The sequence below is a fragment of the Deinococcus humi genome, from assembly GCF_014201875.1.
GTDB lineage: Bacteria > Deinococcota > Deinococci > Deinococcales > Deinococcaceae > Deinococcus > Deinococcus humi.
The window spans coordinates 709,595-720,182 of the sequence record NZ_JACHFL010000001.1; the positions used below are offsets into that span (position 1 = coordinate 709,595).

Annotated in this window: 13 protein-coding genes and 1 rRNA gene; 5 read left to right on the top strand and 9 right to left on the bottom strand. The window is 65.4% G+C overall.

Annotated features, from left to right (window positions below):
• Window positions 1–5: 5 nt before the first annotated feature.
• The 4 genes from trmD to rpsP form a co-directional block, all read right to left on the bottom strand.
• Window positions 6–818, bottom strand: coding sequence for a tRNA (guanosine(37)-N1)-methyltransferase TrmD (gene trmD, locus HNQ08_RS03540; protein ID WP_184127685.1), 813 nt, complete (start codon window positions 816–818; stop codon window positions 6–8).
• A gap of 10 nt (window positions 819–828) precedes the next feature.
• Window positions 829–1,407, bottom strand: coding sequence for a ribosome maturation factor RimM (gene rimM, locus HNQ08_RS03545; protein WP_184127686.1), 579 nt, complete (start codon window positions 1,405–1,407; stop codon window positions 829–831).
• Between the two features lie 2 nt (window positions 1,408–1,409).
• Window positions 1,410–1,649: a KH domain-containing protein gene (locus HNQ08_RS03550; protein WP_184127687.1), complete on the bottom strand. Its 240-nt coding sequence runs from the start codon at window positions 1,647–1,649 to the stop codon at window positions 1,410–1,412.
• A 98-nt stretch (window positions 1,650–1,747) separates the two neighbouring features.
• Window positions 1,748–1,996, bottom strand: coding sequence for a 30S ribosomal protein S16 (gene rpsP, locus HNQ08_RS03555; protein ID WP_184127688.1), 249 nt, complete (start codon window positions 1,994–1,996; stop codon window positions 1,748–1,750).
• Window positions 1,997–2,518: 522 nt separating this feature from the next.
• Between rpsP and HNQ08_RS03560 the strand changes: the two genes are divergently transcribed.
• Window positions 2,519–2,932, top strand: coding sequence for a GntR family transcriptional regulator (locus HNQ08_RS03560; RefSeq protein WP_184127689.1), 414 nt, complete (start codon window positions 2,519–2,521; stop codon window positions 2,930–2,932).
• A 53-nt stretch (window positions 2,933–2,985) separates the two neighbouring features.
• Window positions 2,986–4,968 (top strand): transketolase, encoded by a 1,983-nt coding sequence (gene tkt / locus HNQ08_RS03565; RefSeq protein ID WP_184127690.1) that lies wholly within the window; start codon window positions 2,986–2,988, stop codon window positions 4,966–4,968.
• Between the two features lie 51 nt (window positions 4,969–5,019).
• On the opposite strand, the gene HNQ08_RS03570 is transcribed toward tkt, so the two are convergent.
• Both HNQ08_RS03570 and HNQ08_RS03575 read right to left on the bottom strand, forming a co-directional pair.
• Complete coding sequence (locus HNQ08_RS03570) at window positions 5,020–6,522, bottom strand: ABC transporter permease subunit (protein ID WP_184127691.1); 1,503 nt, start codon at window positions 6,520–6,522, stop codon at window positions 5,020–5,022.
• A complete protein-coding gene (locus HNQ08_RS03575) occupies window positions 6,519–7,457 on the bottom strand; it encodes a DMT family transporter (protein ID WP_184127692.1) in 939 nt (312 codons plus the stop codon). The genes HNQ08_RS03570 and HNQ08_RS03575 overlap by 4 nt, the downstream gene beginning before the upstream one ends.
• 179 nt (window positions 7,458–7,636) lie before the next feature.
• Here HNQ08_RS03575 and HNQ08_RS03580 point away from each other — a divergent pair, with 179 nt between their 5' ends.
• The 3 genes from HNQ08_RS03580 to HNQ08_RS03590 all read left to right on the top strand — a co-directional run bounded on the left by HNQ08_RS03580 (window position 7,637) and on the right by HNQ08_RS03590 (window position 9,124).
• Window positions 7,637–7,846, top strand: a complete 210-nt coding sequence (locus tag HNQ08_RS03580) for a hypothetical protein (protein ID WP_184127693.1) — start codon at window positions 7,637–7,639, stop codon at window positions 7,844–7,846.
• A 109-nt stretch (window positions 7,847–7,955) separates the two neighbouring features.
• Window positions 7,956–8,603 (top strand): SRPBCC family protein, encoded by a 648-nt coding sequence (locus HNQ08_RS03585; RefSeq protein WP_184127694.1) that lies wholly within the window; start codon window positions 7,956–7,958, stop codon window positions 8,601–8,603.
• 104 nt (window positions 8,604–8,707) lie between these two features.
• A complete protein-coding gene (locus HNQ08_RS03590) occupies window positions 8,708–9,124 on the top strand; it encodes a methylglyoxal synthase (protein ID WP_184127695.1) in 417 nt (138 codons plus the stop codon).
• Window positions 9,125–9,129: 5 nt separating this feature from the next.
• Here HNQ08_RS03590 and HNQ08_RS03595 read toward each other — a convergent pair whose 3' ends face one another.
• The 3 genes from HNQ08_RS03595 to HNQ08_RS03605 form a co-directional block, all read right to left on the bottom strand.
• Window positions 9,130–9,753, bottom strand: a complete 624-nt coding sequence (locus tag HNQ08_RS03595) for a ComF family protein (RefSeq protein WP_184127756.1) — start codon at window positions 9,751–9,753, stop codon at window positions 9,130–9,132.
• Window positions 9,754–9,758: 5 nt separating this feature from the next.
• Window positions 9,759–10,283 carry a hypothetical protein gene (locus HNQ08_RS03600; RefSeq protein WP_184127696.1) on the bottom strand — a complete coding sequence of 175 codons (525 nt, stop codon included), beginning with the start codon at window positions 10,281–10,283 and terminating at the stop codon, window positions 9,759–9,761.
• A gap of 210 nt (window positions 10,284–10,493) precedes the next feature.
• A 16S ribosomal RNA gene (locus HNQ08_RS03605) occupies window positions 10,494–10,588 on the bottom strand; the annotation flags it as partial.

Consider the following 10,588-nt stretch of genomic DNA (forward strand, 5'->3'; position numbering starts at 1 on the left):
GAATTTCATTCGGATTGGCTGCCATCAATCCGAATTTTTTTGCGTTTCACCCGCTTGGCCGGCGGGGGTGGCGGCGCGTCCCAGGCCTGGAGCTGCTCCGCCGTCACGCCCAGGTTCAGTAGGGCTGCGCTGTCCTGTGGCGTCAGTCCGGCCCCCATCAACAGATCGGGGCGCCGCGCCAGGGTCCGCCGCAGCGCCTGCTCGCGTCGCCAGGCCGCCACTGCGCCGTGGTTGCCGCCACGCAAGACCTCCGGCACGCGCTGACCACGCCATTCAGGCGGGCGGGTGTATTCAGGGTAGTCCAGCAGGCCGCTGCTGAAGCTGTCGGCACGGTGCGATTCGGGGTCACCGATCACGCCGGGCCGCAGCCGGGCCACCGCTTCCAGCACGCAGGCCGCCGCCGCCTCGCCGCCCATCATGACGAAGTCCCCGATGCTCAGCTCCCGCGTGACCAGATGCTCGGTGCGGGCGTCGAAGCCCTCGTAGCGCCCACACAGGAAGACCAGATGGTTCTTCTGCGCCAGTTCCTCGGCCACGGTCTGCGTGAACGGCTGTCCCGCCGGGGTCAGGAGGATCACCTCATCGGCTGGCGGGAGACTCATTAGCGCCCGCTCGGCCACGTCCACCCGGATCACCATGCCCGCGCCGCCGCCGTAAGGCGTGTCATCAACCTTGAGATGTTTATTGTCCGAGAAGTCACGCAACTGCACCAGATTCACGTCCAGCAGCCCACGTTCCCGCGCCTTGCCGATGATGGCCTCGCCCGCGAAGGGGGCCAGCAGTTCGGGAAACAGCGTCAGAAAGGAAAACGTCAACATGGGGAGGGGCTCAAGTGTCGTCCTGCTCCACTTCGGCGTCATTGTCTGACTCGTCCGGCTCGCCCAGCAGGCCCTCCGGTGCGTCGGCGGTCAGGGACAGGCTTTGTGGGCGCTGTTTGGCATTCAGATTCACGGTGACATACGGCGCTTGCAGCGGAATCAGCGCCTCTCCACCCTCGTGGGTGACCACCAGCAGGTCCTGATGCCCGGCGTCCAGCACATCCCTGACTGTCCCCAGTTCCGTCCCCTCCGCGTCGCTGAGGCTCAGCCCGCGCAGCTCGTGGAAATAATACACACCCTCTTCTGGGGCGGGCAGTTCGTCGTCAGCGGCGTAGACATTCAGGCCGCGCAGCGCCTCGGCCCCCTCGCGGGAGGACAGGCCCGCCAATTGCAGTGCCACGCCGGGCGCGAGCGGCGTGGTCCGCATCACCCTGAGCCAGCCCCGTCCCTCGACGTACACGCGCCGCAGAGCCTTGAACTGTGCCGCGTCCCCCAGCACATACACTTTGACGCCGCCCTGAACACCATGCGGTCCCAGGAAATGGCCCAGGCGGGTGATCTCGGTGCCCGCCGCGCTTGTATCGGTCATGCTCAACCCTTGCGTGGGGCGTCCAGGTCGACGTTCACGCGCTCGCGGGGGTCGCTGGCAGCGCGCACCAGCGTGCGGATGGCCTGAATCACGCGGCCCTGCCGTCCGATCAATCGACCCTCCTCACCGGGGGCGACGCGCACCATCACGGTTGGCCCCCGCTTGGACACGCGCACCAGCGACGGCTGATCCACCACGCTTTGCGCCAGGAACAGGGTCAGTTCAGTCGGATCGCTCTTCATGGTGTGCATTCTAGAGGGAGCGGCGTGACCGAAGGCTGACAAACGGAACCAAAACGAAAAAAGGCTCCCGCAGGAGCCTCTGTTCAAGCTTGGACGGTTCAGGAGAACTTGACGCCCTGCGACTTCAGCAGACGGCGGGCGGTGTCGGTGGGCTGAGCGCCGACGCCGATCCAGTGCTGGGCGCGTTCGGTGTTGACCTTCAGGTAGTTCTCGGAGGTCTTACGGGGATCATAGTGACCCAGGTTCTCGATGTAACCGCCGTCGCGGGCGCGGCGGCTGTCAGTCACGACGATACGGTAGTGGGGGTTGTGGGTGGAACCGAAACGGGACAGGCGAATCTTGACCATGATGGAAAACCTCTGATGTGATCTGTGGTTTGAAGGTGTTGCACCCGCAAGGATGGCGGGGATCATACGGGCCGACAGCAGCCAACCGGGCCGCGCACCGAAGCAGAGTATCAAAGCCGGGAATGAGAAGGCAAGAGGCGCGGTGCCGCATTCGACTGCCAGTCCCCTGAAGCTGCCGTAAAGGCCTGGTCAAGGGGCCTCAAGCTGAATCGGGATCAGAAAGGTCCTCCTCACTCCAAGATAAAGGGGGAGACCTTATACCCCAGTTTCCTTGCACACCCTCCAAGATACTGAAAGGCACTCTACTTCCACCTAGTTAGGCCGTACCCAGGGCGAATATGGCAACGCTGGGTAATTGTAGGCCGTTGTTGAAAAATCTTATCTGGATGATTGAGACCTGTGATCCCCGTGCGACTGCGTCAAGCGGCGGGTATACACCCAGTTGGAGGGGTCCCGCGCCCTCCCCCGCCGGGACAGAGAGTTATGAAATGCCTTCACGCCGCCAAAACTGTTGGTGCCCCCATGAATGACACACCGCTGAATGACCCCTCCTCCAAGCCCGGCGAACTGCTCGCCCTGCTGGCCACCCAGGTGGGAAAACCAGGGTCTTTGCCCGTCTACCTCCAGCTGCGACAGGCACTGGCGCAGGCCATTCAGGATGGGCGGCTCCGTCCTGGCGATTCGTTGCCTGCCGTGCGCGCGTTGGCCTCAGCGCTGGCACTGGCTCCCAACACAGTTGCCAAGACCTATGCCCTGCTGCAAGACGATGGCCTGACTGAAAACCGCGCCGGGGCAGGCACGCGGGTACGGGCCGACAGCGCGGCCGGACAGCAGAGCGGCCTCCTTGAGCTGCGGCGGTGCCTGCAAGAGTTGAAAGCTGCTGGAGTGCGGCCCGATGAGCTGCGGGCTCTCGTCGATGAGGTGCTGGCGGGTTAACCGTCTATAAGTGTACGTGGTACACAATCAGCGGGCACGCTAGGATGGGAACCATGACGCAAGCCACCGAAGGAAATCTCGAACAGCTCAGCATCAACACCATCCGCACGCTGTCCATTGACGGCGTGCAGGCCGCCAACAGCGGGCATCCTGGCGCGCCGCTGGGAATGGCCCCGATGGGCTACGTGATCTGGCAGGATTTCCTGCGCCACAATCCCGGCAACCCCCACTGGCCCGGCCGTGACCGTTTTGTGCTGTCAGCGGGCCACGCCAGCATGCTGATCTACAGCCTCCTGCACCTGACGGGCTACGACATGCCGTTGCAGGAGCTGAAAAACTTCCGGCAGTGGAACAGCAAGACGCCGGGCCACCCGGAGTTCTTCCACACGCCGGGGCTGGACGCCACCACCGGGCCGCTGGGGCAGGGCGCGGCGATGACCGTGGGCATGGCGATGGCCGAGCGTCACCTGGCCGCGCAGTACAACCGCGACGGCTTCCCCATCTTCGACAACTACACCTACAGCATCATGGGCGACGGCGACCTGCAGGAAGGCGTCAATCACGAGTCCGCCGCCCTTGCCGGACACCTCAAGCTGGGCAAGCTGATCTGGTTCCATGATGACAACCGCGTTCAGCTGGACACCGCCACCGAGAAGGCCGAGTCTGAGGACACCGCCGAACGCTACCGCGCCTACGGTTGGGAAGTGCTGAAGGTGGAGGACGGCAACAACCTCGAGGAAATCCGCGCGGCGATCATCAACGCCCGCAACAACACCTCGCAGCCCACCCTCATTCAGGTGAGGACCATCATCGGTTTCGGCAGCCCACGCGCCGGGACGAGCAAGGCCCACGGCGAGGCGCTGGGCGCGGAGGGTGTGGCCGCGACGAAAGCTGCGCTGAACTGGGACTACCCACCCTTCACCGTCCCAGACGGGGTGGCCGGACATATGGATGCCCGGGAGCGCGGCGCAAAACAGGAGCAGGCATGGCAGGAGATGATGGACGGCTACCGCGCCGCTCATCCGGACCTTGGCAAAGAGGTGGACGCGCTGCTGGCCCGCGATTTGCCCGCCAACCTGGAAGACAGCCTGCCCAGATATGAAGTGGGCGGCAAGGCGATGGCGACGCGCAATGCCAGCGGCGAGGCGATCAACGCGCTGGCTGCCGTGGTGCCGGGACTGATGGGCGGCAGCGCGGACCTGTCGGGCAGCACCAAGACCACCATCAAGGACGGCGGCGTGCTGAACCATGACCACTATGCGGATCGCAACGTCTACTTCGGCGTACGCGAGTTCGGCATGGCCGCCGCCGCCAACGGCCTGAGTCTGTACGGCGGCGTGCGCCCGCTGGTGGGCACGTTCCTGGTCTTCGCCGATTACCTCAAGCCCGCCTTCCGCCTGAGCGCCATTCAGATGCAGCCGGTGACCTACGTGCTGACCCACGACAGCATCGGGCTGGGCGAGGACGGCCCCACCCACCAGCCGATTGACCAGCTCGCCATGCTGCGCGCCGTGCCGGGCGCCCATGTAATTCGGCCCGCCGACGCCAACGAGACCGCCATTGCCTGGCAGATGGCGCTGGAATACGAGAAAGGCCCTACCGCGCTGGCGCTGTCCCGTCAGGACCTGCGAATCCTGCCTCGCAATCCAGAAGGCGTTAAAAAGGGCGCCTACGTCTTGCAGGATGCCGAGAACCCCGCCGTGATTCTGGTGGCCAGCGGCTCGGAAGTCGGACTCGCGCTGGACGCCGCCGAGGCGCTGGGCCAGCAGGGCACCGCTGCCCGCGTCGTCTCGATGCCATGCATGGAGATCTTCCGCGAACAGGATGGGAGCTACCGCGACAGCGTGCTGACCCCCGGCGTCAAGCGCGTCGCCATCGAGGCCGCCGCCAAATCCCCCTGGTACGAGTGGGTGGGTCTGGAGGGCGCGGTAATCGGCATGGACACCTTCGGGGCCAGCGCACCCGCTGAAATTCTGTTCGAGAAGTTCGGCTTCAGCGTGGAGAACGTGGTCAAGGTGGTCAAGAGCGTCCTCTGAATTTCCTTTCTGAAGATGGCATCCCCCGGCGTGACGCCGGGGGATTTGCTTTTACCGTCCGCGACGACGCATCACCACGCGTTCCAGCCAGGTGATCACGGCGTAGATCAGCACGCCGAAGAGAATCAACAGGGCAATGGCGGCGAACTGGGTGTCCTTGCGGGCGTAGTTGCCCGCCAGCTGGATGGCGAAGCCCAGGCCCTTCTGGTTGGCGTCCACGAACTCCCAGACCACGGCGCCGATCAGGGCCAGGCTGGCAGACAGGCGCAGTCCGCCCAGCATCACGGGTAGCGCGCCAGGCAGTTCCAGCCGCGTCAGCCGTTGCAGGGGCGTGGCCCGCAGGCTCCTGAACAGCTCGTAGAAGGTGCGGTCTACTTCCCGCACGCCAATGATGGTGGACACCATAATCGGATACAGGGCGCTGATGGCCGAGATGGTCACGGCGGGCAGGAAGCCGAAACCCAGCCACGACACCAGTAGCGGCGCGAGAATCACGATGGGTGTGCTCTGCGAGGCGATGATGAATGGACTGAAAAAGCGCTCCAGAGGCCGGATCTTCGCCAGCGGGTAGCCGATCAGCACCCCCAGCAACCCGCCGATCAGCAGGCCAGACAGTGCCGTGCGGGCCGTAACCCAGAAGGCCGCTAGCAGTTCAGGAAAGGTGCCAGTCAATTCGCGCCACACGGCGGCGGGCGTGGGCAGCAAGAAGGGCTGGTTCAGTCGTGCGGCGGCCACCTGCCAGACCAGCAGCCCCAGCGCCATTGCGGCCAGCGGCAGCAGACCCGACAGGCTCAGGCGCTCGCGCACTGGCGTTCGCAGACGGGTACTGTCCCCCGTTCCCAGCACTCCGCGCAGATGTGCTTCCAAGCCGTCGGTGTAGGCGCTGACCCGGCCCTCGCCGCGCGTGTCCAGAATCTCCACGATTCTGCCGTTCCGCAGAACAGCCACCCGGTCCGCCAGCCACACCGCCTCGCGGATGGAATGGGTCACCAGGACGGTGGTGCGCCCGGTTTTCTCGTGCAGGTGGCGCAGCTCGGCATTGAAGCGTTCGCGCACTAGGGCGTCCAGGGCGGCGAAAGGCTCGTCCAGCAGCAGAACATCGCCGCTCTGAGCCAGCGCGCGGGCCAGCGCCACCCGCGCCCGCATCCCGCCGGACAGATGCGCCGGGAAATAGCCCGCGTAGGCGTCCATGCCCACCAGATGCAGCGCTTCTTCGGGGGGCAGGCCACCCCCAGCGCCCAGATCGGCAGGCAGGGTCACATTGCGCAGCGCCGTGCGCCACGGCAGCAGGCGGTAATCCTGAAAGACCAGCGCTGGTGCCGTCCCCACCCGGACCACACCGGACAGCGGCTCCAAGAGCCCGGCGATCACGCGCAGGATCGTGCTCTTGCCGCCGCCACTGGGGCCGATCAGCGCCAGAAACTCCCCCCGGCGCACGTCCATGGTCACGCCGTTCAGGATCAGCTCGCTGCCCAGCCGTACGCTCACGTCCTCCAGCACGATGGGTGCGTCGGCAGGCGGTGCGGGCGGCAGTTCGGTGAAGGGGGCGCTCATGCTTCCAGCGTCTCCTGAAGCTGTGACCCCTGCGGCAGCTTCCGGGGACGGCCCAGGGTATTGACCAGCACCACACCGGCAATCGCCACCACGCCCCCCAGCAGGGTGATGGGCCGGGGCAGTTCGCCCAGCCACACCAGCGCGATCAGGATGGCCAGGACCGGGCTGACGTACAGGAACGACGTGGTGGTGCTGGCCGGAACGCGCGACAGCGCAAAGGTCCAGGTCAGGTAGGACAGTGCAGAGGGAAACACCCCCAGGTAGATCAGCGCCAGATGGGCCGACAGGGGCGCGGCCCGCAACTCCCCCGCGAAACCGGGCAGGAAGACCAGCAGGGGTACAGCTCCCAGCAGCAACGACCACACCGTGAAGTGCAGCGGATTCATACGCCGCAGCAGCGGTTTCTGGAATACGAAATAGATGCTGGTGAACAGCGCTGCCCCCAGGATCAGCAGCGCTCCCTGCGTGAAGCTCAGACCCTGACCGCTGCCCAGCACGATCAGCGTGACGCCGCCCAAGCTGATCAGGGTGCCCAGCCAGCCCAGCGCGTTCAGTCGTTCGCCGCCAAACCGGGTGGCCAGCAACGCCGTGATCACCGGCCCCGCCGCGATGATCAGGCTGGCGGTGCCGGCGGGCACGCTGACCTCGCCATAATTGAGCAGCACGTGGTACAGGGTGATGCCCATGAAGCTCAGGCCGAAGATGCGCGCCAGGTCTGCTGCCGAAGGAACGGGAATTCGGGCGATCACCGCGTACGTCCCCAGCGCTACCGCCGCCACCAGAAAGCGGTACAGCGTCAGGTGACCCGGCGAGAAGGCGTCCAGACCCGCCCGGATCCCCGCGAAAGCTGAGGCCCAGAAGACGAGGGTCACCAGGATGGCCGTCAGCGACAGGGGGTCCAGACCTTCGGGGCGGGCGGACGGGGGAGCGCTCATACGCCCGCCAGCCTAGAGCATGACGCGCCTCTGGAGGGGGTCTTCATCCCCCTTCTGCACCCTCGCTCTGCGGCACCCTTCAGATCAATCCCATCTCAACCCCAGGTCAAGGGCCGCACACCTTCTGCCCGCATAGGTGCGGAAGGATACACCCACTGCACGTTCAGGAGGCCAGCCATATGGGAGAAGGAAAACCCACCAGCACACCCATCGACATGGAGACCCACGAGGGCGGCGCGGCCAGCACCTACGGGGCCAACACCAACCTTGATCCGCAGATGCAGGGCGGCCCGGCCACTGCGTCCGACCGCGCAGCCACCGACGAGATCGAGAAACAGCATGAGGAGCAGGGGACCCCTGCATCTCAGTCCGGGCCCCCCGAATCCTGACCTCTGGCCGAGTCGGCCGGAAGCAGCTCCGCACATATTCTGGATTGGTTTACCTTTCGCCGCTCCCCCACCCCCAACCTTTAGACTGCCGGTGAACGGAGGATCAACGATGACAAAAACAGAAGACAGTGGAATGGACCAGACCCGCCTGATTAGTGGCGCGGCAGGCGGCGCTCTGCTGCTGATGGGTCTGCGCAAGCGTGGCGTGCTGGGTCTTGGTCTGGCAGCGGTTGGTGGGTACCTGGCGTACCGTGCGGCCACCGGCAACGACCCGGTCATGGCGGCTGTGGGCGGCGGCGGCGCAACCAGCTCCAAGCCCATTTTCGTGGAGCACAGCGTGGTCATCGACCGGCCCACACAGGGGGTCTACGACTACTGGCGCAAACTGGAAAACCTGCCCAGGATCATGAGCCACCTGGAAAGCGTGACCGAGCTGGACGACAAGCGCAGCCGCTGGGTCGCCAAGGCCCCGCTGGGCACCCACGTTGAGTGGGAGGCCGAGATCGTTAACGACAAACCCGGTCAGCGCATCGGCTGGCACTCCCTGCCGGGCGCCACCGTGGACAATGCCGGCAGCGTACAGTTTGAGGAATTGCCCAACGGCGGAACTCGCGTGCACGTGGCCCTCAGCTACCGGCCCCCGGCTGGCCCGCTGGGCGCCGCCGTCGCCAAGCTGTTTGGCGAGGAGCCCAGCCAGCAGATCGCCGAGGATCTGCAAAAGTTCAAGGCCACCTTTGAGGGCAGCGACAAGAACTGAGCGGCATCTGAACTGAAAGAGGCTGGAGCAATTACGCTCCAGCCTCTTTGCCGTTGATCAGGTTCAGAATTTTGAAGCCACCCAGACCATGCCACAATGCCCGGATGACCGCACCAACACCCCCAGCAGCCGACACGCGGCAGGTGGCCCTGATTGCACATGACAAGAAGAAGCTGGAACTCGCGATGTTCGCACTGGCCCACCGTGAGACCCTGGCCCGCTTTCATCTGGTGGCGACGGGCACCACTGGGGGCATCCTGCACAAACAGACCGGATTGCAGGTCGAGCGTGTGCTCTCTGGCCCACTGGGTGGGGACCAGCAGATTGGCGCGCGACTGGCCGAGGAACGTGTTCTGGCTGTGTTCTTCTTCCGTGATCCTCTGACCGCACAGCCCCATGAGCCGGACGTCAGTGCCCTAGTGCGCCTGTGCGACGTCCACGACATCCCGCTGGCCACCAACCCGGCCAGTGCCCAGGCGCTGATGCTGTGGTTGCGCGAGCAGATTGGCAGTTCTGCCTGATGGGCTCAGCGGGCGACCACGGCGACGTAGATCTCTGCCGCCCCCGCCGCAGAGAGCGCATCCCGACAGGCGATCAGGGTGCTGCCGGAGGTCATCACGTCATCGAGCAGCAGCAGTGGACCTGAGGGCAGGCGGCCCGTCCTGACCGCGAACGCTCCAGTCATCTCGTGGCGTCCAGCGGCCTGCTGGCGCGCCTGCTGACGGGTCGCGCGGGTACGGCGTAGGGCGTCCACGCAGGGCACCTGCAGATGGCGGCCCACCTCGCGGGCCAGCAGTTCGGCCTGGTTGTAGCCGCGCTGGCGCTCTCGGGACGGATGGAGTGGAACCGGAACCACGGCGCCTACACCCCACTGCGGCGGAACGCCCGCCGCCAGCGCCTCACCCAGCACTCCCGCCAGCTCACGCGCGCCACCGAATTTTAGGGCACGAACGGCGCGGCGCTCCACGCCCCGGTAGCGGCCCAGACTCACCAGATGCGGCTCCGGACGGGAACGCAACGGGCTGTACGATTCGACATGCGCGCGCAGACCGCCCCGGCAGGAAGGGCACAGCCCGACCTCTGCACCCAGTTGCGCCCCACAACCAGGGCAGGCACGGGGCAGCAGGGTTCGCCACAGGCCGGCCAGCATGCCGGTCACGCTATGCCGCTGGCCACCAGCTCATCCAAGAACAGCGGCGGGATAGTGTCCTCGATGCGCTGCCAGGCACGTGATAGACCATCCGGGTCCAACATCGGAGCGGCCAGGGTCAGGCAGGCCAGATGATGAGCGCAGACCTGCTGCACACCCCTGTCACCAAGCCGCGCACGCTCGCTGGCGGTCAGCAGCGCGGCAAAGGCATCGGGCCGCCCCAGCGCCGGATGACTGCCTTCACGAATGGCAGCCCGCAGGAAGGCCGCCACCTCGGCAGGGTTGAGCCAGAATCCGAACATCAACGTATCGGACAGGCTGTCCAGTCGCCGCATCCGCCCAGCGTCCAGTCCATGCTTGATCAAACTGCGCGCCAGATCCTGACGCTCGATTCGGGTAGCCGCATATTCGGGAAGGCTCAGCTGTTCGCCGCCCGGCGCGACCCGTCCTCCTACGGCGGCGCGCAGGCGGTAGGCCAGCACGTAACCCTGATACTCGCGCAACATCTCCGATACCGGGAGCCCACTCATGGAGGCAGTCTAGCGGGCCATAGACAGGCGGCATGGTGACTTTAATGCTGTTCCCAGCGATACGTATTGCCTCGGCCTGTCCAAACCGCTGCAAACAGGGCCCTATTCGGGCGAGCATATAGCTGCACCACCAAATGAAAAAGCGCCCCCATACCGAAACGGTATGGGGACGCTTGAGAACGCATCTGGTGTTGATGAATGTGACCTGTAAAAGGAGGTGATCCAACCGCACCTTCCGGTACAGTTACCTTGTTACGACTTCACCCCAGTCATGAACCACAGCCTAGACGCCTGCCGTGAAGCTC

What these genes read in the sequence shown, in the direction of transcription:
- trmD (WP_184127685.1), bottom strand. Translation starts at nt 818, where the DNA reads ATGTTGACGTTTTCCTTTCTGACGCTGTTTCCCGAACTGCTGGCCCCC.
- rimM (WP_184127686.1), bottom strand. Translation starts at nt 1,407, where the DNA reads ATGACCGATACAAGCGCGGCGGGCACCGAGATCACCCGCCTGGGCCAT.
- HNQ08_RS03550 (WP_184127687.1), bottom strand. Translation starts at nt 1,649, where the DNA reads ATGAAGAGCGATCCGACTGAACTGACCCTGTTCCTGGCGCAAAGCGTG.
- rpsP (WP_184127688.1), bottom strand. Translation starts at nt 1,996, where the DNA reads ATGGTCAAGATTCGCCTGTCCCGTTTCGGTTCCACCCACAACCCCCAC.
- HNQ08_RS03560 (WP_184127689.1), top strand. Translation starts at nt 2,519, where the DNA reads ATGAATGACACACCGCTGAATGACCCCTCCTCCAAGCCCGGCGAACTG.
- tkt (WP_184127690.1), top strand. Translation starts at nt 2,986, where the DNA reads ATGACGCAAGCCACCGAAGGAAATCTCGAACAGCTCAGCATCAACACC.
- HNQ08_RS03570 (WP_184127691.1), bottom strand. Translation starts at nt 6,522, where the DNA reads ATGAGCGCCCCCTTCACCGAACTGCCGCCCGCACCGCCTGCCGACGCA.
- HNQ08_RS03575 (WP_184127692.1), bottom strand. Translation starts at nt 7,457, where the DNA reads ATGAGCGCTCCCCCGTCCGCCCGCCCCGAAGGTCTGGACCCCCTGTCG.
- HNQ08_RS03580 (WP_184127693.1), top strand. Translation starts at nt 7,637, where the DNA reads ATGGGAGAAGGAAAACCCACCAGCACACCCATCGACATGGAGACCCAC.
- HNQ08_RS03585 (WP_184127694.1), top strand. Translation starts at nt 7,956, where the DNA reads ATGACAAAAACAGAAGACAGTGGAATGGACCAGACCCGCCTGATTAGT.
- HNQ08_RS03590 (WP_184127695.1), top strand. Translation starts at nt 8,708, where the DNA reads ATGACCGCACCAACACCCCCAGCAGCCGACACGCGGCAGGTGGCCCTG.
- HNQ08_RS03595 (WP_184127756.1), bottom strand. Translation starts at nt 9,753, where the DNA reads ATGCTGGCCGGCCTGTGGCGAACCCTGCTGCCCCGTGCCTGCCCTGGT.
- HNQ08_RS03600 (WP_184127696.1), bottom strand. Translation starts at nt 10,283, where the DNA reads ATGAGTGGGCTCCCGGTATCGGAGATGTTGCGCGAGTATCAGGGTTAC.